The sequence below is a fragment of the Duganella sp. CF517 genome, assembly GCF_900110275.1.
Lineage (GTDB): Bacteria > Pseudomonadota > Gammaproteobacteria > Burkholderiales > Burkholderiaceae_D > Rugamonas.
This window is the reverse complement of sequence record NZ_FODC01000001.1, coordinates 1,478,178-1,499,178: the sequence shown is the minus strand read 5'-3', so window position 1 is coordinate 1,499,178 and position 21,001 is coordinate 1,478,178. Positions and strand designations below refer to the sequence as shown.

17 protein-coding genes are annotated in these 21,001 nt (G+C 67.8%); 11 read left to right on the top strand and 6 right to left on the bottom strand.

From position 1 onward, the window contains the following. Positions 1-4: 4 nt before the first annotated feature. Positions 5-760, bottom strand: a complete 756-nt coding sequence (locus tag BMX85_RS06560; protein ID WP_090314878.1) for an SDR family NAD(P)-dependent oxidoreductase — start codon at positions 758-760, stop codon at positions 5-7. 133 nt (positions 761-893) lie between these two features. Here BMX85_RS06560 and BMX85_RS06555 point away from each other — a divergent pair, with 133 nt between their 5' ends. Further along, positions 894-1,799 (top strand): LysR family transcriptional regulator, encoded by a 906-nt coding sequence (locus BMX85_RS06555; RefSeq protein ID WP_090314877.1) that lies wholly within the window; start codon positions 894-896, stop codon positions 1,797-1,799. Here the strand turns inward: BMX85_RS06555 and BMX85_RS06550 are convergent. Beyond that, positions 1,796-2,776 (bottom strand): LysR substrate-binding domain-containing protein, encoded by a 981-nt coding sequence (locus BMX85_RS06550; protein ID WP_090314875.1) that lies wholly within the window; start codon positions 2,774-2,776, stop codon positions 1,796-1,798. The genes BMX85_RS06555 and BMX85_RS06550 overlap by 4 nt on opposite strands. 6 nt (positions 2,777-2,782) lie before the next feature. Next, complete coding sequence (locus BMX85_RS06545) at positions 2,783-3,697, bottom strand: glycoside hydrolase family 16 protein (protein WP_229210303.1); 915 nt, start codon at positions 3,695-3,697, stop codon at positions 2,783-2,785. A 448-nt stretch (positions 3,698-4,145) separates the two neighbouring features. On the opposite strand from BMX85_RS06545, the gene bglX reads away from it, so the two are divergent. Further along, the gene (bglX, locus tag BMX85_RS06540) at positions 4,146-6,401 is read left to right on the top strand and encodes a beta-glucosidase BglX (RefSeq protein ID WP_090314873.1); all 2,256 of its coding nucleotides are present in this window, start codon (positions 4,146-4,148) and stop codon (positions 6,399-6,401) included. Beyond that, complete coding sequence (gene galA / locus BMX85_RS06535; protein ID WP_229210302.1) at positions 6,398-9,259, top strand: beta-galactosidase GalA; 2,862 nt, start codon at positions 6,398-6,400, stop codon at positions 9,257-9,259. Before bglX ends, galA begins: the two co-directional genes overlap by 4 nt. A gap of 109 nt (positions 9,260-9,368) precedes the next feature. On the opposite strand, the gene BMX85_RS06530 is transcribed toward galA, so the two are convergent. Then, positions 9,369-12,410, bottom strand: coding sequence for a TonB-dependent receptor (locus tag BMX85_RS06530; protein WP_090314871.1), 3,042 nt, complete (start codon positions 12,408-12,410; stop codon positions 9,369-9,371). A gap of 368 nt (positions 12,411-12,778) precedes the next feature. Here BMX85_RS06530 and BMX85_RS06525 point away from each other — a divergent pair, with 368 nt between their 5' ends. The 6 genes from BMX85_RS06525 (at position 12,779) to BMX85_RS06500 (ending at position 17,977) form a co-directional block, all read left to right on the top strand. Next, the gene (locus BMX85_RS06525) at positions 12,779-13,450 is read left to right on the top strand and encodes a heavy metal response regulator transcription factor (protein ID WP_090315297.1); all 672 of its coding nucleotides are present in this window, start codon (positions 12,779-12,781) and stop codon (positions 13,448-13,450) included. Beyond that, complete coding sequence (locus BMX85_RS06520; protein WP_229210301.1) at positions 13,447-14,886, top strand: heavy metal sensor histidine kinase; 1,440 nt, start codon at positions 13,447-13,449, stop codon at positions 14,884-14,886. Before BMX85_RS06525 ends, BMX85_RS06520 begins: the two co-directional genes overlap by 4 nt. 87 nt (positions 14,887-14,973) lie before the next feature. Next, complete coding sequence (locus BMX85_RS06515) at positions 14,974-15,456, top strand: VOC family protein (RefSeq protein ID WP_090314869.1); 483 nt, start codon at positions 14,974-14,976, stop codon at positions 15,454-15,456. Continuing rightward, complete coding sequence (locus tag BMX85_RS06510) at positions 15,453-15,866, top strand: YciI family protein (protein ID WP_090314867.1); 414 nt, start codon at positions 15,453-15,455, stop codon at positions 15,864-15,866. The genes BMX85_RS06515 and BMX85_RS06510 overlap by 4 nt, the downstream gene beginning before the upstream one ends. Before the next feature lie 40 nt (positions 15,867-15,906). Beyond that, a complete protein-coding gene (locus BMX85_RS06505) occupies positions 15,907-16,719 on the top strand; it encodes a YciI family protein (RefSeq protein WP_090314866.1) in 813 nt (270 codons plus the stop codon). Between the two features lie 31 nt (positions 16,720-16,750). Then, positions 16,751-17,977, top strand: a complete 1,227-nt coding sequence (locus BMX85_RS06500) for an RNA polymerase sigma factor (protein WP_177196679.1) — start codon at positions 16,751-16,753, stop codon at positions 17,975-17,977. Here BMX85_RS06500 and BMX85_RS06495 read toward each other — a convergent pair. Then, positions 17,974-18,480 carry a GAF domain-containing protein gene (locus tag BMX85_RS06495; RefSeq protein ID WP_090314862.1) on the bottom strand — a complete coding sequence of 169 codons (507 nt, stop codon included), beginning with the start codon at positions 18,478-18,480 and terminating at the stop codon, positions 17,974-17,976. The two genes, BMX85_RS06500 and BMX85_RS06495, sit on opposite strands and share 4 nt — an antisense overlap. A 122-nt stretch (positions 18,481-18,602) precedes the next feature. Further along, positions 18,603-19,487: a LysR family transcriptional regulator gene (locus BMX85_RS06490; RefSeq protein ID WP_090314860.1), complete on the bottom strand. Its 885-nt coding sequence runs from the start codon at positions 19,485-19,487 to the stop codon at positions 18,603-18,605. A 100-nt stretch (positions 19,488-19,587) separates the two neighbouring features. Between BMX85_RS06490 and BMX85_RS06485 the strand changes: the two genes are divergently transcribed. Both BMX85_RS06485 and BMX85_RS06480 read left to right on the top strand, forming a co-directional pair. Further along, positions 19,588-20,553 (top strand): aldo/keto reductase, encoded by a 966-nt coding sequence (locus tag BMX85_RS06485; RefSeq protein ID WP_143067913.1) that lies wholly within the window; start codon positions 19,588-19,590, stop codon positions 20,551-20,553. A gap of 132 nt (positions 20,554-20,685) precedes the next feature. Continuing rightward, positions 20,686-20,934: a hypothetical protein gene (locus BMX85_RS06480; protein ID WP_090314858.1), complete on the top strand. Its 249-nt coding sequence runs from the start codon at positions 20,686-20,688 to the stop codon at positions 20,932-20,934. Positions 20,935-21,001 lie beyond the last annotated feature (67 nt).

Sequence of the window (21,001 nt, the reverse complement as noted above, 5' to 3'; positions counted from 1 at the left end):
CCGACTAGATTTGCGCCACGCCGCCGTCGACGAACAGCTCGACGCCGTTGACGAAGCTGGCGTCGTCCGAGGCCAGGAACACCGCCGCCTTGGCGATCTCGTCGGGCTCGCCGACGCGCCCCATCGGAATCTGCGCGGCGAGGTGGTCGAGCAAGCCTTGCTGCCGGGCGGCGTCCGGCCCGGCCAGCTCCACCAGGCCCGGCGTCCTGATCGGGCCGGGGCTGATGGTGTTGATCCGGATGCCGCGCCCCTTCAGGTCGAGGATCCAGTTGCGGGCGAACGAGCGCACCGCCGCCTTCGACGCCGCGTAGACGCTGAACGCCTCGGTGCCGGTGCTGCCGGCGGTCGAGCCGGTCAGGATCACCGACGCGCCCTGGCCCAGCAGCGGCAGCGCCGTCTGCACCGTGAACAAGGTGCCTTTGACGTTGCGGCCGAAGGTGTCGTCGAAGTGAGCCTCGGTGATCTGGCCCAGCGGCAGCATCGAGCCGCCGCCGGCGTTGGCCACCAGCACATCGAGCTTGCCGTGTTCGGCCTTGACGCGGTCGAACAGCGCCTGCAACTGCGCCTGGTCGGCCGAATCGACGCGCGCGCCGATCGCGGCCGCGCCGATCGCGTCGACCGCGGCGTCGAGTTCCGGCTGGCGGCGTCCGGTGATGTAGACGCGCGCGCCCTCGCTGGCGAAGCGCTTGGCGACGGCCAGGCCGATGCCGCTGGTGCCGCCGGTGACGACGGCGATTTTTCCTTCGAGTTTCTGGGACATGATGTTTCCTTTCCATTGGTTGGGTCGAAAGACCATGGAAGCAGTGTGCGCCCGGAACAGGCCGGCGATAAGACAGGCGCGGCGCATATGATTTATGTTTTAATCGCATAAATACTTTGCGGGCAATCGGAAAATGAATAAATTGCTATGGATGCGCTGTTTTGTGCGCGTGGTCGAGACCGGCAGCTTTTCGGCCGTCGCCCGCGAGCTGGCCATCGGCCAACCCAATGTCAGCCGCCATATCGCCGCGCTGGAGGCGGAACTGGGGGCGCTGTTGCTGCACCGTTCGACGCGCCAGCTGGTCGTCACGCCGGAGGGCCACCGCTATTACGCGCAGGCGCGCCAGGCGCTCGACCTGATCGCGCAGGCCGAGGCCGACGTGCTGGGACAGCACAATCCGCGCGGCTTGCTGCGCGTGGCCTGCTCGCCGGCGCTGGGCACGGAAGTCATCACCGCCACCTTGCCGGCCTTCCTGGAGCGCTACCCCGACATCGAACTGGAGCTGCGCATGGACGATGGCTATGTCGACTTGGTGGCCGAGGGCATCGACATCGCCATCCGGGGCGGCGAGCTCAAGGACAGCGCGCTGCGCGCCCGCCGTCTGGGCAATTCGGAGCGCCTGTGCGTCGCCAGCGCCGGCTATGTGGCGCGGCACGGCGCGCCGGCGGCGACGGCCGACCTGGCGCGGCACCAGTGCATCGTCTACACGCTGCTCGGCGGCAGCGGCGCGTGGCGCCTGAGCGATGGCGAAGTCCATGTGCGCGGGCGGCTGCGGGTCAACAGCCTGGAGGGGGTGCGGCGCGCCGCGCTCGCGGGCCTGGGCATCGGCTACCTGCCGCGCTGGATGGTGGCCGATCACCTGCGCGCCGGCGCGCTGGTCGACGTGCTGGCCGGGCACGCGCCGACGTTCTCGCCGGTCAACGCCGTCTATTCGGCGGCGCGCCTGCTGCCGCTGCGCGCCAGCGTGTTCATCGACCACATCGCCGCGGTGTTCGCGGCCACGCCGGGGTTCGATGGCGTGGCGCCGGCCTTGCCTTAAACCGGGGTTGGCCGGGGATGCCCGGGAAAACCCGGCGCCGACTGCTGGCGCAGTATCGCCAGCAGCGATTGCGCGGCCGGCTGCAGTTCGCGTCCGCGCCGCGTGATGATGCCGTAGCAGTCCATCGTAATGCCGAGTTCGAACGGCAGGACGACGATCGCGCCAGCGTCGAGGTACGGCTGCAGAAGCGGAGGCGGCAGCGCCACCAGCATGTCGCTGCGCATGATGAGCGACGACACCACCGGCAGCGCGCTGGTCTCGACAATGTCACGCGGCGGTTCGATGGCGCCGGCCAGAAACAGCGCTTGCAGGCGCGCGCGCAGGACGCTGGCGGCCGGCGGCATGATCCATGGCTGGCGCGCCACGCCGGCCAGCGTGATGGGATGCTCGTCGAGCAACGGATGCTTGGCGCGCGCGAGCAGGCTGTGCGGCTCGTCGGCGACCGGCTCGACGCGCAATTGGTCGAGCTGGTCGATCAGCACCGCGCGGCCGACGACGATATCGAGCTCGTCGCGCTGCAGCGCCTGCAGCAATCGCACGCTGCCGTCGACCGTGACCGAAACCTGCACCGCCGGATTGTCCGCCTGCAGCCGCACGATCGCCTGCGGCACCAGCGAGACGGCCGGCGTGAGGATCGCGCCAACGCGCACATGGCCGCGCAGGCCCGTCATGACGTCGTGGATCTCCTGGTGGGCCGCTTCCATTTCCCCCAGCGCCGCGCGCGCGCGGCGCAACAGGATGGTGCCGTACCAGGTCGGTTCCACCCCGCGCGCCGAGCGCTCGAACAGCTGCACGCCGAGCACCTGTTCCAGTTCGCCGAGCAGCTTGGAGGCCGCCGGCTGGCTCAAGTGTACCGCCTTGGCGGCCTGCGCGATGGTGCCGTGCTTGCCGAGTTCGCCCAGCAGCACGAGGTGGCGCATCTTCAGCGTCGGCCGCTCCGACAGCTCGGGTGGCGGGAGAATGGTCCGTTCGCCCATGGCCGCCTACGGTTGCCAGACGCGCACATAATCGACTTCCATGCGGGCGGGCAGCGCCGTGTCGCCGACCGGGCCTCCCAGCATACCGCCCATGGCGATGTTCAGCAGCAGGTACTGGGGCCGGTCGAACGGCCACTTGGCGCGGTCTGCGCCTCCCGGATTGCTGAACTGGAAGTACGACTTGTCGTCGATGCCGATCTTGATCTGGGTCGCGGTCCACGTCAGCTGGTAGCGATGGAAGCTGTCGCACACGGTGTCGCGCCGGATCGACGCCCCCAGCTGGGTATTGTTGGTGTGGTTGTAGGCCAGCGTGTGGATGGTGCCCGACACCTCGCCCGGGTTGCGCCCGACATGCTCCATGATGTCGATTTCGCCGTCGTCGGGCCACTTGCCGCCGCTGCCCAGCGTCCAGAACGCCGGCCAGGTTCCGACCCCGCACGGCAGCTTGGCGCGTATCTCGACGAAGCCGTACAACCAGTCCTGCTTGCCGCGCGTCACCAGCCGGGCCGAGGTATAGGCTTGGCCGCCGTAGTCGGCGGCGGAGTCCAGGCGTTCCTTGCGTGCTTCGATGACCAGCATGCCGTTCTCGACCCGGGAATTTTCGCGCCTGGCGCGCGCGTAATACTGTTGTTCGTTGTTGGGCCAGCCGCCCTGGTTGCCCCAGGTGTCGTAGTCCCACTTGGACGGGTCGGGCAAGTCCGATCCGCCCACCTGGTCGAATTCGTCGTGCCAGACCAGCCGCCACTCGGCGGGCCTGGGCGCGTCGATCAGCGTCGACGCCACCGGTCCTGCCGGAGGCGGCGCCGCTGGATTGGCCGACACCGCGTTCGCCGGTGGCGCCGCGTTGCCTCCCCCCGCGCCGCCGCAGGCGGCCAACGCCACGGCGAACGCGAGTACGGTACTGACTGAATGACGCATCATTGTCTCCTGATTATTGTCGTTCCCGCGGCGGCGTGGCCAGCGGGGCGCTTCCACAGCGAACAGCGCATGTTGTAACGAAACTACAGCATGCGGTCCTGATTCGCCGGATTCAATCCTATCACCAAGCCTGCCGGGGGCAGGTATTCATAAAATAGCGTATGGCATATCGAAATCGGTATGCCGTCTTAACCAATCGCATCGAATTGCTATCGATTACGAAAAATCAATATGGGTTTGGCGAAAAATGGAATAGCCAAATGGCGACGATTCTGATTCGTTAGCGAGTGCCGTCGATATAATACCAAGCATGGAAGCGATTCCAAACTTGCCGGGCCGGTGGCGCTTGAACGCGCCGGCGGGGATGCGCCGCGCGCGCTGTAGGCAAGTTACTTGTCCCGTGCCCCGCCGGGGGCGCCGACGCCCCATCTCACTTTTTGGAAAGGCCTACATGCGTTCTCATCTTCCGGCGGCCGCGTTGCTCGCCGCCGTCATGCTGCCCGTGGCCGCCGTGGCCGCCGAGGCGACCGCGCGACTGCCCGCGTTATCCGCCGAGGACAGCCGTCGCGTCGGCGCGCTCATGGCCCGCATGAGCGTCGACGAAAAAGTCGGCCAGCTTAACCAGGTCGCCGGCGCCGACGCGACCGGGCCGGTCAGTCCCGCCAAGGCCGAGGATCTCGCCGCCGCCGTGCGGTCCGGCCGGATCGGCTCCATGCTCAACATCCGCGGCGCCGCGGCGACCCGCCAGTACCAGCAATGGGCGATGCGCTCGCGCCTGAAAATTCCGCTGCTGTTCGCCCTGGACGTCATTCACGGCTACCAGACCGTGTTCCCGGTCCCGCTGGGCGAGACGGCATCCTGGGACCTCGGGCTGATCGAGCAATCGGCCCGCATCGCCGCCATCGAAGCATCGGCGTCCGGCATCCACTGGACGTTCGCGCCGATGGTCGACGTGGCGCGCGATCCGCGCTGGGGCCGGGTGATGGAGGGCGCCGGCGAGGACCCCTGGCTGGGCGCCGCCGTCGCGCGCGCCAGGGTGCTCGGCTTCCAGAAGCGGCGCCTGGGCGACACCGACGCGGTGATGGCCACGGCCAAGCATTTCGCCGGCTACGGCGCCGCGCTCGCCGGCCGCGACTACAACACGGTCGACATGAGCCTGCAACAACTGCACGACGTGTACCTGCCACCGTTCAAGGCGGCCGCCGATGCCGGCGTGGCGTCCTTCATGAACGCTTTCAACACACTCAACGGCGTGCCGGCCACCGGCAGCCGCTACTTGCAAACCACGCTGCTGCGCCGCCAGTGGGGCTACGACGGCATCGTCGTGAGCGACTGGGGATCGGTGGGCGAGATGATCACCCACGGCTTCGCGCGCGACGCCGCGCACGCCGCGCCGCTGGCGCTCAATGCGGGCAACGACATCGACATGGAAAGCCATGTGTACGACAAGGCGCTGGCCGCCGCGGTGCGCTCCGGCGCGGTCGCCACGCCGACGCTGGACGCCGCCGTGCGCAGGGTGCTCGAGATGAAGGCGCGCCTTGGACTGTTCAAGGACCCGTACCGCTTTTCCGACGAGCGGCGCGAGCGCCAGGCGCTGTCGAATCCCGCGCACCGGTTGGTCGCGCTGGAAGCGGCGCGCAAGTCGGCGGTGTTGCTCAAGAACCACGAACGGCTGCTGCCGATCCCGCCGCGGGTGCGCCATATTGCCGTGATCGGCCCGCTGGCGCGCGCCCGCCGCGACCTCGAGGGCGGCTGGCTGGTCAATTCGTCGCCGCAGCACGTCGTCACTATCGCCGAGGCGATCAAGGCGCGCGCGCCCGCCGGCACGCAGGTGACGGTGCTCGACGGGTGCGACGTCGATTGCGCCAGCGACGCCGGCTTCGCCGCCGCCGAAGCGGCGGCGCTGCAGGCGGACCTGGTGGTGCTGGCAGTCGGCGAGGGCTGGGACATGACGGGCGAGGACCGCTCGCGCGCCGACATCGGCCTGCCAGGGCGCCAGAACGAACTGGTGCAACGGGTCGCGCGCGCCGGCAAGCCGGTGGCGGCGGTGGTGCTGGGCGGGCGCCCGCTGATCCTGAACACGGTCGCCGAGCATGCGGGCGCCATCCTGCTGGCCTGGCTGCCGGGCAGCGAGGGGGGCAACGCCATCGGCGACCTGCTGTTCGGGCACGTCAATCCGTCGGCCAAACTGCCGATCACGTTCCCGCGCTCGGTGGGGCAGATCCCGATCAGCTACGCGCACTACATGACGGGGCGCCCGGCCGGCGCGGTGCGCGCCCCTTACCGCAGCCAGTACATCGATAGTCCCAACACCCCGCTGTACGCCTTCGGGCACGGGCTCAGCTACACCACGTTCGAGTACACCGCGCCGGCCCTGAGCGCGGCGGCGATCAAGGCCGACGGCAAGGCCACTTTGCGCTTCACGCTGACCAACAGCGGCGCCGTGTACGGCGAGGAAGTGGTGCAGTTGTATGTGCACGACGAGGTGGCCTCGCTGGCGCGGCCGGTGCGGCTGCTGCGCGGCTTCCGCAAGGTCGGCCTGCAGCCCGGCGCGTCGGCGCAGGTGGAATTCACCATCGATCGCGCCACGCTGTCGTTTATCGACGCCAGCCTGGCCAGCGTGGTCGAACCCGGAAGCTTCAGGCTGATGGTGGGCGCCGCCTCCGACGACCTCCGCTTGGAGGCCCGCCTCGAGGTGCTGCCGTGAGCGCGCCGCGCGGACCGGCATGCCGCTGGTGGATCCTGGCTTTACTGTGGGCGGCGTTGCAGTCCTGGACCGGCGCGGCCGGCGCCGCGACCGGACGCGAACGCCTGTCGCTGGATCGCGGCTGGGTATTCCATCTTGGCGATATCGCCACGCCTGAAGTGCGCGGGCATACCGAGAGCTATTTGCACGCCAAGGCCGGCAACGCCACCGGCGCGGCCGCCGCGTCCTACGACGACAGCCAATGGCGCCCGGTCGATCTGCCGCACGACTGGGCCGTGGAGGGACCGTTCGATCCGCAAGCGAACGTGTCGCAGGGCTATCGCCCGCGCGGCATCGGCTGGTACCGGCGCTATCTGCGGCTCGATGCGGCCGAGCGCGGTCGCCACGTCGAGCTGCAGTTCGATGGCATCGCCACCCACTCGACCGTCTGGGTCAACGGCAACCTGGTCAGCCGCAATTGGTCGGGCTACACCGGCAACAATATCGACATCACGCCGTACCTGCGCTATGGCGACGAGTTCAATACGATCGCGGTGCGGGTCGACGCCACCCGGATGGAGGGCTGGTGGTACGAGGGCGCCGGCATTTACCGCCATGCCTGGCTGGTCAAGCGCGCGCCGGTGCACATCGCCACCGACGGCGTGCATGCGACACCGCGCCGCGACCGGGCCGGCGCATGGTCGATCCCGGTGGCGGTCACGCTGGGCAGCGCCGCCCGCGCGCCGGCGCAGGTCACGGTGCAGGTGGACGTGTCCGATCCGTCCGGACGGCCGGTGCACACGGCCAGCCGGCGCGTCGCCATCGATCCGCTGGCGCCGGCCAGCGCCCGCTTGCGGATCCCCATCGCCAAGCCGGTGCCGTGGTCGATCGACACGCCCCGCCTGTACAACGTTCGCACGCGGGTGCTGCAGGCCGGCCGGGTGATCGACGCGCACGAACTGAAAACGGGACTGCGCACCATCCGCTTCGATCCGCGGCGCGGCTTGTTGCTGAACGACCGACACGTCAAGCTGCAGGGCGTGTGCATCCACCAGGACCATGCCGGCGTCGGCGTCGCGCTGCCCGACGCGATCTGGGCATACCGGCTGCGCCGCCTGAAGGAACTGGGCGTGAACGCGATCCGCTTCTCGCACCACGCGGTGGCCGCGGAAGTGCTGGACCTGGTCGACCGCATGGGCTTTTTGGTGATGGACGAAAACCGCAATTTCAACCCGTCGCCGGACTACATGCTCCAGCTCGAATGGATGGTCAAACGCGACCGCCATCGGCCCGGCGTTGTGCTGTGGTCGGTATTTAACGAAGAGCCGATGCAGGGCACCGGGGCCGGCTACGAAATGGCCAGGCGGATGGTGGCGCGGGTGCGGGCGCTCGACGATACCCGTCCTGTCACCGCCGCCATGAACGGCGGCTTTTTCAGCCCGCTGAACGTGGCCCACGCCGTGGACGTGCTGGGAGCGAACTACCAGGCCGCCGACTACGACGCGATCCACCGCGCCTTCCCCGACCTGCCATTCACCAGTTCCGAGGACACCTCCGCCTTCATGACACGCGGTGAATTCGTCACCGATCCGGGCAAGCATACGATCGCCAGCTACGACGAGGATTTCGCCCAATGGGGCAGCAGTCACCGCGACGGCTGGGAAGCGATACGGCGACGCGAGTACCTCGCCGGCGGCTTCGTCTGGACCGGTTTCGACTACCGCGGCGAGCCGACCCCGCACGAATGGCCATCGGTCAGTTCCTTCTTCGGCATCATGGACCTGAACGGTTTCGCGAAGACGGCGTACTACATCCATCAAGTGCAATGGATCAAGGACCAGCCGCTGGTCCACATCGCGCCGCACTGGAACTGGCCGGGGGACGAGGGCAAGAACAAGCGGGTGATGGTGATGGCCAATGTCGAGCGCATCGAGTTGCTGCTCAACGGGCGGCGGATCGGTGGACAGGCGGTCGACAATGTCCGCATGAACCATTTCGAGGTGCCTTACCAGCCCGGCCGGCTGGAAGCGATCGGCTACCGGCAGGGGCGGGAAGTGGCGCGCGCCGTGGTCGAAACGGCGGGCGCCGCGGTCCGGCTGGAGCTGCTGCCGGACCGCGCCCAGCTCGACGGTGACGGCCGCGACGCCATGCCGGTCACCGTGCGCGCGCTCGACGCGGCCGGGCGCGTGGTGCCCGATGCCAGCCCGCTCGTCACGTTTGCCATCTCCGGCAGCGGCCGGTCGATCGGACACGGCAACGGCGATCCGAACTCCCACGAGGATGAGAAGGGGGCGCGGCGGCGCCTGTTCAACGGCCTGGCACAGCTGATCGTGCAGTCCCACGACGATGCCGCCGGCGACCTGGCGATCACCGCCAGCGCCGATGGGCTGCAGCCGGCGCGGCTGACGATTCCGGTGCGCCGCGCCGCGCCGGTGGCGAGCGTGCCGGTCACCGGCGCGGCGCCGGCCGCGCTGGTGGACTGGCGGATTTCGCCGGTCTATGCGCGGCGGCCAGACCCCGGGCAAAAGCTGGCCGGCTTCGATATGAATTCGTGGGCGCCAGGCCGTCCGCCGATGCGGCTGGGCGATGGCGCCGGCGCCGGCGAACCAACCCGGTACCGGCTGTACCGCACCGTGCTGGCGCCGCGCGCCGCATTGCAACAGGGCACCGCCAAGCTTGAGTTCGCCGGGTTGCGGGGCGTGGCCGAGGTGTGGCTCGATGGGAGCTTGCTGTCCAAAAAGACCGCTGCGCAAGCCGAGCGATGGTCGGTCGCGCTGCCGCCCGGCAGCGGACCGCGCGAGCTGACCGTGCTGGTGGAATCGGCCGCCGGCGTCGACGCCGGTTTCGAGGGCGCGGCGCTGCGGGAGGCGGCGCGTTGAGCCGGCGCGGCGCGAAAAAAAGCCAACCCGCGAGGTTGGCTTGTGAACCGCGCGCCGCCATCGCGGCGGCGCGCGGTCGCTGCCGGGCATGGCCCGGCATCGCGCTTGGCTAGAACGCGTACTGGGCCTGGATGACGTAACGCGGGCCGCTCATGAATACCTGGCGGGTGAACATGCCGGCATGCTGTTGCATGATCTGGCGCGTTTTGGCGTTGTTCAGGTTCTGCGCCTCCAGGCCGATGCGGAGCTTGTCGGTGAAGTCGTAGAAGATCGACCCGTCCAGCTGGCCGTACGCCGCCTGCCACAGCGGCAGGCCGTATGCCTGGTCGTGGACGGTGGTCGGTACCAGGTACTTGTCCGCCGGGGCGGCGGGGTTGGTGTTCAGACCATTGGTGCCACGGCTGCCCCAGGTGTTGACGGCCACCAGGTACTTCGAACGCCAGTTGTAGGCCAGGCGGGCCGACAGGCCATGCTGCTCGTACATCAGCGCGAAGTTGATGGTATGGCGCGACAAGCCTTGCAGCGGGGTCTTGCCGAACGCGCGGCCATCGGTATCGCAGCCGTTGATGGACAGGTTGAAGTTGCTGGCGGCGTCGTTGCCCGAGCACCAGGGCTCGTATACCGGGCGCTTGAGCTTGCGCTCGCTGGACACGTACGTCCAGCTCGACTGGGTGCCGATGCCCTTGAGCCAATCGGGCACGAAATCGTAGTACTGCTGGTGGGCGATTTCGACGCCGCGCGCGAAGCCCTTGGCGCCGTTGACCGGGCCGGTGACGGCAAACGTCTGGTCTTGGCCGTTGACATCCTTGACCGTCTTGCCGTACGTCTGGGTGACGATGATGTTGTTGATGTGCTTGTTAAACGCCGAGAAGGTCAGCGAACCGGCCGGGGCGAAGTACCATTCGACGGTCAAGTCCTCGTTGGTCGACGTGACCGGCTTGAGCAGCGGATTGCCGTCCGTGGTGCCGGTCAGGCTGGTGCCGTTGAACTGCACCGCGGTGGTCTCGCCGGCGGCATTCTTGATCGTCGTCGACAGGTTCGAGGCGGTCAGCGTGGTCTGCGCCTGCAGCTGGTTGAAGTCGGGACGCGACATCGACCTGGCCACGGCGAAGCGGAACTGCAGCTTGTCGTTGTACTTCATGCGCAGGTTCAGGCTGGGCAGCCAGTTATCGTACGAACTGTCGTACGACAGCGGCTCGGCGAAGGCGCGGATGTTGATCAATTTTTCCTGGCCGGTGACGACCGCGCCGGGCGCGACCGAAGTCGGCGGCGGCGGCGTGAACGCCACGTAGCCGTTGGCCGTGCCGGTGGTCCTGACGAAGCGCAGGCCGACGTTGCCGTCGATCGGGTATTTCAGATTGTCGAAACCGAAGCGCAGTTGGGTGTAAGCGCCGCGGGTCTTCTCGGTTTGCGCATTGCGCGCGGCGGGCGTGTCGAAGGTCGCTGGCACCCAGGGATCGCAGGTGGAGCCTTTTTCCTTGCATAGCACATCGTGGTAGGCGTGGATCTTGCTCCACTCGTCCGGGAAGCCGCGGACGGTCGCTTCGCTGGCGAACAGCATCGGTGGCACCGCGACTTTGCCGTCGAAGAAATTCGGAACCTGATACAGCGACGAGCCACCGCTAAAGCGCGGGTCGCCCAGCCGCGCCACGCCGTTGATCTGCCAGCCCTCCATCCATGGGAAGGTAATGGCCGACCAGTTGTAGAACTTCTGGGCGCGGTTGTTCTCGCCGTCGCGGTTGGCCATGCGCACGCCGAAACGGATGTCGCGCAGGACCGGATCGTCGAAGTCGAACTTGAGGTCCGACTTCCACGCCTTTTGCTCGGCCTTGGCCTTGTCCAGCGCCTCCTGGGTGTACGCCCAATAGTAGTTGTTCGGGTCGGCCATGTAGGCTGCCGAAGCGAGCCCGACGTGCGGGATCTTCCCGGTCGTGTCGATCGCCTGGCTCGGCAGGATGAAGCCGGTGGAGACGTCGGCGTCGAAGCCTTCGGTGGTCGACCGCACGTGCTGGAAGTCGTTGGTCCAGGTCAGCTCCGGCGTCACGCGCCATTGCACGTTGAGCGCGATGTCGCGGGTGCCCGCCTGGCGCTTGTTGATCCGTTGCGAGCTGTTGAACGGCGAGCCGCCGTAGGTCGGATTGGTGATCGTGCCGCTCTGGAAGGCGCCGTTGCTGTCGAACACCGAATCCGGGCTGGCGACCTGCTGGTACCACTTGTCTTCGGCCGGCGCCACCAGGTGCTCGCTCAGGTCTTCGTTGTACTTGGTTTTGAAGTACGTCAGGCCGGCCGTCAGATCGCGGTTCGGCCGCCACTGGAAGGCCGCGTAGTCGCCATGACGGATGCGCTCGAAGTCTTGCGAGCGGTATCCCACGCCCAGCGGAATCCATCTGGTCCGGGCCGGGTCGTATTTGGCGGGATCGGTTGAATTGACGTGGGGGAAATACGGCTCCACGCCGATGGCGTCGGTGCGGGTCGGGCTCTTGGCGTAGGCGAGGTCGACCAGGGCGCCGAATTGACCGAACGGCGTGTCCCAACGGTTCGACAGCAGGATGGCCCCGGTCGGCGCCTTTTGCTTGTTCAGGCTCGAGTAGCTTTCCGACGCGACGAGCGAGCCTTTGAAGCCCTTGAAGTCGAACGGCATGGCCGTGCGCAGATTGACCAGGCCGGCAACCGCGCCTTCGATCTGTTCGGCGGAGGGGTTCTTGTACACGTCGACCCCCGCCATCAACTCCGGTGCCACGTCGGTAAAGCCGAGCGAGCGGCCGCCGCCGGCGGAGAACGCGTCGCGGCCGTTGACCTCCGAGCGCACGTAGGTCAGGCCGCGCACGGAGACGCCCGAACCCTCAACGGCCTGGCGGTTCGGATCGCCGACCACGTTGCGGTCCATCGTCACGCCGGCGATGCGCTGCAAGACCTCGGTAACCGAACGGTCCGGCAATTTGCCGATGTCTTCGGCAACGATCGAATCGACCACCTCGTCGGCGTTCTGTTTGAGTTTTTGCGCCGATTGCAGCGCTGCGCGTTGGCCGCTGACCACGACGACCGGCGGTGCGGCGGTATCGGTGTCGGCCGCCTGGGCCCTGGCGCCGGCGTGCAGCAGGACGATCTGGGCGACGCCCATGGCGATCGCGGTTTTCTTCAAGTTATACAAAGTCAGTCTCCCTCCGGTGCTTTTGTAGTGATTTATTGACAATAGGTTGGCCGGCGGCGCAGCGTGCGCGCGCCGACTTGCCTCATGGTGCAGAAACATCGTCGAAGGGCGGTTATTCCTTTTTTCGGTCCGGTTATGCGCTGGCGGAATAGCCTTAAGGAAATGGCGTCGCGGCGGCGGGTAAGCTGTTGTTTTTGAACGGATATGGTCGGGACGTGGCGCCGCTCGAAAAGGGATGGTTGATCAATATGGCGTGCATCCCGAACAACACATTCGGCTGGGTCCGCGCCGGCCGGTCCTGTATCCTTGGCGGCCGAATGACGGATTTGTAATCCACAACGGCCCTCAAACCCGCGACAATGGACGGCATGAAAATACTGGTGGTGGAAGACGAGCCCAAGGCGGGCGATTACCTGGTCAAGGGCTTGCGGGAGTCGGGCTACACGGCCGACCTGGCGCGCAACGGCGTCGACGGACTGGCGCTGGCGCTGGCGCACGAGTACGACCTGGTGGTGCTGGACGTGATGCTGCCGCAACTGGACGGCTGGGCGGTGCTGGGCAAGCTGCGCGAGCGCAAGCACACGCCGGTGCTGTTCCTGACCGCGCGCGACGACGTGGCCGACCGGGTCAAGGGGCTGGAACTGGGCGCCGACGATTACCTGGTCAAGCCGTTCGCCTTTGCCGAGCTGCTGGCGCGCATCAAGACGCTGATGCGGCGCGGGCCGGTGCGCGAGGCCGACGTGGTGCGCGTGGCCGACCTGGAGATCGACGTGCTGCGCCGCCGCGTCACGCGCCAGGCCCAGCGCATCGAGCTGACGGCCAAGGAGTTCGCGCTGCTGCACCTGCTGGCCAAGCGCCAGGGCGAGGTGCTGTCGCGCACGCAAATCGCGTCGATGGTGTGGGACATGAACTTCGATTCGGACACCAACGTGGTGGACGTGGCGATCCGCCGGCTGCGCGCCAAGATCGACGATCCGTATCCGGTCAAGCTGATCCAGACGGTGCGCGGCATCGGCTACCTGGTCGAGGAGCGCGCGTGACGGTGGCGCCGGCAGCCAAGGCGGCGCGCAGGCCGCGTCCGCTGTCGCTGACCGTGCGGGTGGCGCTGCTGCTGTCGGCGGTGGCGGTGGCGACCTTCCTGGCCGTCGGCGCCTACCTGTACCAGACCCTGGCCAGCCAGATGGCCGAGCGCGACGATATCGAGCTGATCGGCAAGGTGGCGCAGATCCGCCGCATCCTGGCCGAGCTGCCGTCGCCGCAGGCGATCGTGCAAAATCCGCGTCCGCTGACGGAGGCGCTGTTCGGCCACGACGATTTCATGCTCAGCGTCAAAGGCGCCGACGGCGCGTCGCTGCTGCGCACCTCGCTGACGTCGCGGCCGCTGCCGCAGGTCGAGCGCGTGCCGCCGCGGCGGGCGCTGACGCTGGCCGACGTGCACGACTGGACGCCGGCCATGGGCACCGGCCGCATGGTCAGCGCGGTCGGGCTGGTGGGCGCGGACGGCCAGCCGGTGCAGATCACGCTGGCGCGCGAGCGCTCGGACCGGCTGCGCATCATGCGCGATTACGCCGTCGACCTGTTCGTCGCCTTGTGCGTGGGCGCCACCCTGGCCGCGTTGCTCGGCTACGCCATCGTGCGCCACAGCATGCGCCGCCTGCGCTCGGTCATCGGCAAGGCCAACGCCATCAACACCAGCCGCCTGAACACCCGCCTGTCGGTCGCGGACGCGCCGGTCGAGCTGCGCGAGATGGGGCAAGCCTTCAACGCCATGCTCGACCGCTTGGAGGATGGCGTGCAGCGCCTGTCCGGCTTTGCCGCCGACCTCGCGCACGACCTGCGCACGCCGGTCAACACGCTGATGATGGAGACGCAGGTGGCGCTGTCGCGTCCGCGCACGGTGCAGGAGTACCAGGCGCTGCTGGCGTCCAACTCCGAGGAATACGAGCGGCTGGCGCGCATGATCGAGAACACGCTGTTCCTGGCGCGGGTCGACAACGCCCAGCTGGGCTTGCGGCGCGAAGCGGTCGACCTGCGCGCCGAGCTGCAACGCATCCACGACTATTTCGAGATCCTGGCCGACGACGTCGGCGTGCGCCTGATGGTCGACGCGCCGCCGCTGCGGGCCGAGGTCGATCCGGTGCTGTTGCAGCGGGCGGTGGGCAACCTGGTGTCGAACGCGATCCGCCACACGCCGGCCGGCGGCGAGGTGGGGTTGTCGGCGCGGGCGACGGCCAACGGCGTGGAATTGGCCGTCAGCAATACCGGACCCGGCATCGCCGCCGAGCACTTGCCGCATATCTTCGACCGTTACTACCGGGCCGATCCGGCCCGTTCGGACCACGCCCACTCGGCCGGACTGGGCCTGTCCATCGTGCGCGCCATCATGGAATTGCACGGCGGTAAAATCCGGGTCGACAGCATGCCGGGCGCCAGCACGGTTTTTTATCTGTCGTTTGAAAAAACTCAAAATATTTAGAAAAAACTGTCGATTCGGTTTGTGCGGCTTCGTCGTGGAGGTAGAGTGGGATGTCTCACTCGGTTCAACCACACTTAGGAGATCACCATGACTGCACAAGTAGAACCTGTCCCCAGCGACATGCACACGGTCACCCCGCACCTCGTTTGCGACGGCGCCGCCGCCGCCATCGACTTCTATAAAAAAGCCTTCAACGCCGTCGAGACGGCCCGCATGCAGACGCCGGACGGCAAGATCATGCACGCGAGCGTGCGCATCGGCGATTCCAACGTGATGCTGGTCGACGAGTTTCCCGACTACGGCAGCGTCGGCCCCAAAAAGCTCAACGGCAGTCCCGTGACGCTGCACGTCTACGTGCCGGACGTCGACCGCGTGTTCGAGCAGGCGATCGCCGCCGGCGCCACCGTGCGCATGCCGGTGGAGGACCAGTTCTGGGGCGACCGGTATGGCCAGGTGGTCGATCCGTTCGGCCACAACTGGTCGATCGCCACCCATGTCAAGGACATGACGCCGGAAGAAATGGGCGCGGCGATGCAATCGATGAACCCGGAATGCGGGCCGCAATCATGAGATTCATGATCATCGTCAAAGCCACCGAGGACACCGAGGCGGGCAAGCTGCCGGGCACCGACTTGCTGACGGCCATGGGCAAGTTCAACGAGGAACTGGTCAACGCCGGCGTGCTGCTGGCCGGCGAAGGCTTGCAACCCAGTTCCAAGGGCGCGCGCATCCGTTACGAGGGCAGCGCGCGCACCGTCATCGACGGCCCGTTCCCGCAGACGCGCGAGCTGGTCGCCGGCTTCTGGCTGATCCAGGTCAAGTCCAGGGAGGAGGCCATCGAATGGATGAAGCGTTGTCCGAATCCGTCCGACGGCCCGTCCGAGATCGAGATCCGCCAGGTGATGGAACTGGAGGATTTCGGCGCCGCCGCCACGCCCGAGATCGTGGCGCGGGAAGAAGCCTTGCGCGCACGCCTGTGAAGCTGCTACCTTTACGTTAAATCTTTATCAGGAGCAAGCAATGGAATTCATGGTACTGCGCCGCGCCAACCAGAGCACCGAGCGCGGCGAGCAGCCGCCGGCGCTGGAACCGGGCGTTTTCCTGCGTCCCAGCACCGAGGCGGTGCGCCTGACGCGCCGCGACGGCGAGTGGCTGCGCAGCGACGGCCCGTTTTCGCCCAAGGAGCTGGTCGCCGGTTTCACCCTGGTCGAGGCGGCCTCGCGCGAGGACGTCATCGAGCAGGTGCGCTGGTGGCCGCTGTTCGACAGCGGCGCGGTCTATGAAATCCGCGATCCCGGCTGCGTCGGCGGTTGCCACAGCATCGACGAGCGCGGCACGGTGCTGGGCAACCTGCCGCAGCGCGATGTCGCGCTCAAGCGCTACGTGGTGTTCCTGCGCTCGGATGTCGAGGCGGAGGCCGACCTGGCGCCGCCGCCGGAAGTCATCGACCGCATGAACGAGCGCAACGAGGCGGCCGTGCGCGAGCGCGTGCTGCTGGCCGGCGCCGGCCTGCGCGGCACCGGCAGCGGCGCGCGCGTGCATTTCGCCAATTCGAAGACCACGGTGGTCGACGGGCCGTTCACCGAGGTGAAGGAATTGATCGCCGGCTACTGGATGGTGCAGGCGGCCACGCGCGACGAGGCGATCGCCTGGGCCCAGGCCTATCCGTATCCGCACCGGGGCGACCTGACCCTGGAGCTGCGCGAGGCGTGCGAGCGCATCGAGCACCAGGAATTCACGCCGGAGATGCGCGCGGCCGAGGAGCGCCTGCGCGCCGAGTTGCTGGAAGCGGGCCTGCGCGGCGCCTTCGGCAGGAACAACCGTGGCCTCTGACGTCGCCCGGATCGTCGAAGCGGTATGGCGGATGGAATCGGCCAAGATCATCGCCGTGCTGGCGCGCATGCTGCGCGACGTCGGCCAGGCCGAGGAGCTGGCGCAGGACGCGCTGGTGCTGGCGCTGGAGCGCTGGCCCGAGGCCGGCGTGCCCGGGCAGCCGGCCGCGTGGCTGACCACCGTCGCCAAGAACCGCGCGCTGGACGTGCTGCGGCGGCGCCAGCTGCACCAGGAAAAGGAGCCGGCGCTCACCCACGAAATCGAAGGCATGTTGCAGGACGCCGCGCCGGACCTGGAGGCGGCCGTGGCCGACGCGCTGGAAAACGACATCGGCGACGATTTGCTGCGGCTGGTGTTCGTGGCCTGCCATCCGGTGTTGCCGACCGACGGCCGGGTGGCGCTGACGTTGCGCCTGCTGGGCGGCCTGAGCACCGAGGAGATCGCGCGCGCCTTCCTGGTGCCGGAGTCGACGGTGGCGCAGCGCATCGTGCGCGCCAAGCGCACCCTGGCCGAGGCCAGGGTGCCGTTCGAGGCGCCGCGCGCGCACGAGCTGGGCGAGCGGCTGGCGTCGGTGCTGCAGGTGGTCTATCTGATCTACAACGAAGGCTATTCGGCCAGCGCCGGCGCCGACTGGATGCGGCCGGCGTTGTGCGAGGAGGCGCTGCGGCTGGGACGCATCCTGGCCGAGCTGGCGCCGCGCGAGCCGGAGGTGCACGGGCTGGTGGCGCTGATGGAGATCCAGTCGTCGCGCGCGCGCGCACGGGTGGGGCCGGGCGGCGAGCCGATCCTGTTGCTGGAGCAGGACAGGTCGCGCTGGGACCAGTTGCTGATACGGCGCGGCTTGTCGGCGCTGGCGCGGGCCGAGCGCACCGGCAGGGGGCTGGGGCCGTATGGGGTGCAGGCCGCGATCGCCGCCTGCCATGCGCGGGCGCGGCTGGCCGCCGATACCGACTGGGGGCGGATCGCCGCCTTGTACGACGCGTTGTCGCAGCTGGCGCCGTCGCCGGTGGTCGAGCTCAACCGGGCGGTGGCGGTGTCGATGGCGTTCGGGGCGGAGGCGGGGCTGGAGGTGGCGGACGGCTTGCTGGAGGTGGCGGCGCTGAAGAATTACCACCTGCTGCCGAGCGTGCGGGGCGATTTGCTGGCCAGGCTGGGACGCAACGACGAGGCGCGGGTGGAGCTGGAACGCGCCGCGCAGTTGACGCAGAACGCGCGCGAGCGGACCTTGCTGCTGGCCCGCGCCGCCCAGTTGCGCTAAACCAGCGTCGCCTCCAGCACCATGACCAGCGCCTCGATGCCGTCGGCGTCGGTCTGGTCGAAGCGGTTCGGCAGCGGGCTGTCCAGATCGAACACGCCGATGATTTCGCCGTTGGCGCCGCGCACCGGCACCACCAATTCCGAACGCGAATTCACATCGCAGGCGATATGGCCCGGGAACGCGTGCACGTCCGGCACGACGATCGACTTGCCCTCCACCACGGTGGTGCCGCACACCCCGCGTCCCTTTTTGATGCGGATGCAGGCCGGCTTGCCCTGGAACGGTCCGAGCACCAGCTCGTCGCCCTTGAGGAAGTAGAACCCGGCCCAGTTCAAGCCCGGCATGCTGTTGAACACGAGCGAACTGAAGTTCGCGGTGTTGGCGATCAAGTCGCGCTCGCCGTGCACCAGGCCCGCCAGTTGCGAGCGCAGGTCGTCGAACATGGCAATCTTGGCTTGCGGGGTGTCGGTGCCGTAGGCGGTGTCGCTGAGGGTAAAGGTCATAATATTCTTAATATCTATTAATCAATTAATCAATTTTGTCGATTGAGGGTCCGCGAAGCGCGGGTGGGCTTCGGCCAAGCCGCTATGGTAGCCCAAGCGGGCCGGACGCGCAGCGGCCGGGGTCAAGCCAGCGTCTGCGTGGCCACGCGCGCCAGCAGTGCGGCGTCGGCATGGCCGTCCGCCACGACCAGGCCCAGGCCGGTGGCGAGCCGTTCGCCCTCGCCCAGCTTGCGGTAGGCCACGCCAGGGCGTGCGATCGCGGCGAACGACGCCGGCAGCAGCGCGATGCCGTTGCCGGCCGCCACTTCGCTCAGCAGCACGTGGTGGTCCGGCGGCTCGCGCACGAACGACGGCGCGAAACCGAGCTCGCGGAACACCCTGTGGCAGTGGTCGAAAAACGCCGGCTGGCGCGCCCGCTCGAACCAGAACACGGGCTGGTCTTGCAAATCGGCCAGCGACAGCGCGCGGCGCCTGGCCAGCGGGTGGCGGCTGGACAAGGCCACCAGCATCGGCTGGCTGCCCAGCCTCGTGACTGGCAGATCGAAGGTGGTGGTCGGCAGGGCGATGATGGCCGCGTCCAGCCGCCGCGCGCGCAGGCGCGCGACCAGCCGGGGCGAGTCGTCGACGACGATGTCCGCGGCCGCGCCGGCCTGGGCCGACAGCGCGTCGGTGAAGCGGCGGAACAGGTCCGATTCCATCGAACGGGTCAACCCCAGGCGCAGCGGGCGGCGCTGCTGCTGCCGCTCGGCCCGCAGCGCCAGTTCGGCCTCGTCGAGCAGCGCCAGGATGCGCAGCGCGCGCGGCAGCAGGGCGGCGGCGGCGCTGGTCAGCGCCACGTGCCGGGTGTCGCGCTCGAACAGGCCGACGCCGAGCCGCTGCTCCAGTTGCCGCACGGCGCGGCTCAGCGGCGGCTGCGTCATGTGCAGCTGTTCGGCGGCCTGGCGGAAGTTCAGGCATTGGGCGACGGCGACGAACATGCGCAGCGCGTGGGTGTCGAGTTGTCTCATGATACCTAAAAGGTATCACGAATTCGGACATTCCGCGCGCCGCGCGGCGGCCCTAGACTGCTTGTCATCGCCGCTTGTCATCAACCAACCGGAGCACATCATGAACAAACACTCGCGCATGGGACTGGGCTGCATGGGCATGTCCGAATTCTACGGCGCCACCGACGACGCCCAGTCGCTGCAGACGCTGGAGACCGCGTTCGCCCACGGCGTCACGCTGTTCGACACCGCCGACAGCTATGGCGCCGGCCACAACGAGGAATTGCTGGGCCGTTTTCTTCGCGGCAAGCGCGATCGGGTGGTCATCGCCACCAAGTTCGGCCTGGTGCGCGAGAAGGGCAGTTACGCGCGGCGCGTCGACAATTCGCCCGCGTACATCCGTCAGGCGTGCGAGGCGTCGCTGGCGCGGCTGGGCGTCGATCATATCGATTTATATTATATGCATCGTTTGAATCTGGAACAGACGCCGCTCGAGGATGCGATCGGCGCGCTTGGCGAGCTGGTCCGGCAGGGCAAGATCGGCGCCATCGGCCTGTGCGAGGTGTCTCCGGCCACCTTGCTGCGCGCGGCGGCGATCCACCCGATCGCCGCCGTCCAGAGCGAGTATTCGCTGTGGACCCGCGATCCGGAAGACGGCGTGTTGCGCGCGTGCCGCGACATCGGCGCCATGTTCTGCGCCTACAGCCCGCTGGGACGCGGCTTCCTGACGGGGAAGCTCGCCGCCTTGCAAGCGGGGGACTTCCGCACTTTAAGTCCCCGCTTTGCCGATGAGAATCGCCAGGCCAACCAGCGCATCGCCGATAGCGTGCGGCGCATCGCCGACGACAAGGGCTGCACCCCGGCCCAGCTGGCGCTGGCCTGGCTGCTGGCGCAGGCCGGCGCGCACGGGTGCGAAGTGGTGCCCATCCCGGGCACCAAGCGCAGCGCTTACTTGCTGGAGAACCTGGGCGCCTTGCGGGTTGTACTGACCGGGGCCGAGCTGGACGGGATCAACGCCGCGTTGCCGGCGGGGATGGCGGCCGGCGCGCGGTATCCGCGGGAGGGCATGAAAGGCGTGAACGCCTGATTGGGGCCACGTCCCTCCTACGGTAAATGTAGGCAGTCTCCGATGGCGCGCGCCTGCCATGCGAGCTACTCTTGTCGCAGTGCGTCACGACTTCTATGAGACGCGTCTTTTACCAATCCAAACGGAAAATTTATGTCGACCAGAAAAAAGAACGCCGACTCACAGCGTCAGGGCAAGCAAAAAAATAATGACAAGCAAGAACAACAGCAACCGCAGCAAAAGCGACACACCGGCGGCGAGGGCGGGCCGGCACAGCCAAGCCCAACTGTAGGAGGCCTCGACCTCGCCGCCATGATGATGATAGGCGACGAACACGTCGTCATCAACGGCCACGAAGACGACAACAACGGCTTCATGGCGGAGTTCATCGATCCCTTATGAAGGTGCGCTGCCTGACAGACGGAGGCATATGACGGGCGACAGAATCGGCTATCGTGGCTAAACGCCG

Coding starts and splice junctions, on each gene's coding strand:
- BMX85_RS06560 (WP_090314878.1), bottom strand. CDS start 760: ATGTCCCAGAAACTCGAAGGAAAAATCGCCGTCGTCACCGGCGGCACC.
- BMX85_RS06555 (WP_090314877.1), top strand. CDS start 894: ATGAATAAATTGCTATGGATGCGCTGTTTTGTGCGCGTGGTCGAGACC.
- BMX85_RS06550 (WP_090314875.1), bottom strand. CDS start 2,776: ATGGGCGAACGGACCATTCTCCCGCCACCCGAGCTGTCGGAGCGGCCG.
- BMX85_RS06545 (WP_229210303.1), bottom strand. CDS start 3,697: ATGATGCGTCATTCAGTCAGTACCGTACTCGCGTTCGCCGTGGCGTTG.
- bglX (WP_090314873.1), top strand. CDS start 4,146: ATGCGTTCTCATCTTCCGGCGGCCGCGTTGCTCGCCGCCGTCATGCTG.
- BMX85_RS06525 (WP_090315297.1), top strand. CDS start 12,779: ATGAAAATACTGGTGGTGGAAGACGAGCCCAAGGCGGGCGATTACCTG.
- BMX85_RS06515 (WP_090314869.1), top strand. CDS start 14,974: ATGACTGCACAAGTAGAACCTGTCCCCAGCGACATGCACACGGTCACC.
- BMX85_RS06510 (WP_090314867.1), top strand. CDS start 15,453: ATGAGATTCATGATCATCGTCAAAGCCACCGAGGACACCGAGGCGGGC.
- BMX85_RS06505 (WP_090314866.1), top strand. CDS start 15,907: ATGGAATTCATGGTACTGCGCCGCGCCAACCAGAGCACCGAGCGCGGC.
- BMX85_RS06500 (WP_177196679.1), top strand. CDS start 16,751: ATGGAATCGGCCAAGATCATCGCCGTGCTGGCGCGCATGCTGCGCGAC.
- BMX85_RS06495 (WP_090314862.1), bottom strand. CDS start 18,480: ATGACCTTTACCCTCAGCGACACCGCCTACGGCACCGACACCCCGCAA.
- BMX85_RS06490 (WP_090314860.1), bottom strand. CDS start 19,487: ATGAGACAACTCGACACCCACGCGCTGCGCATGTTCGTCGCCGTCGCC.
- BMX85_RS06485 (WP_143067913.1), top strand. CDS start 19,588: ATGAACAAACACTCGCGCATGGGACTGGGCTGCATGGGCATGTCCGAA.
- BMX85_RS06480 (WP_090314858.1), top strand. CDS start 20,686: ATGTCGACCAGAAAAAAGAACGCCGACTCACAGCGTCAGGGCAAGCAA.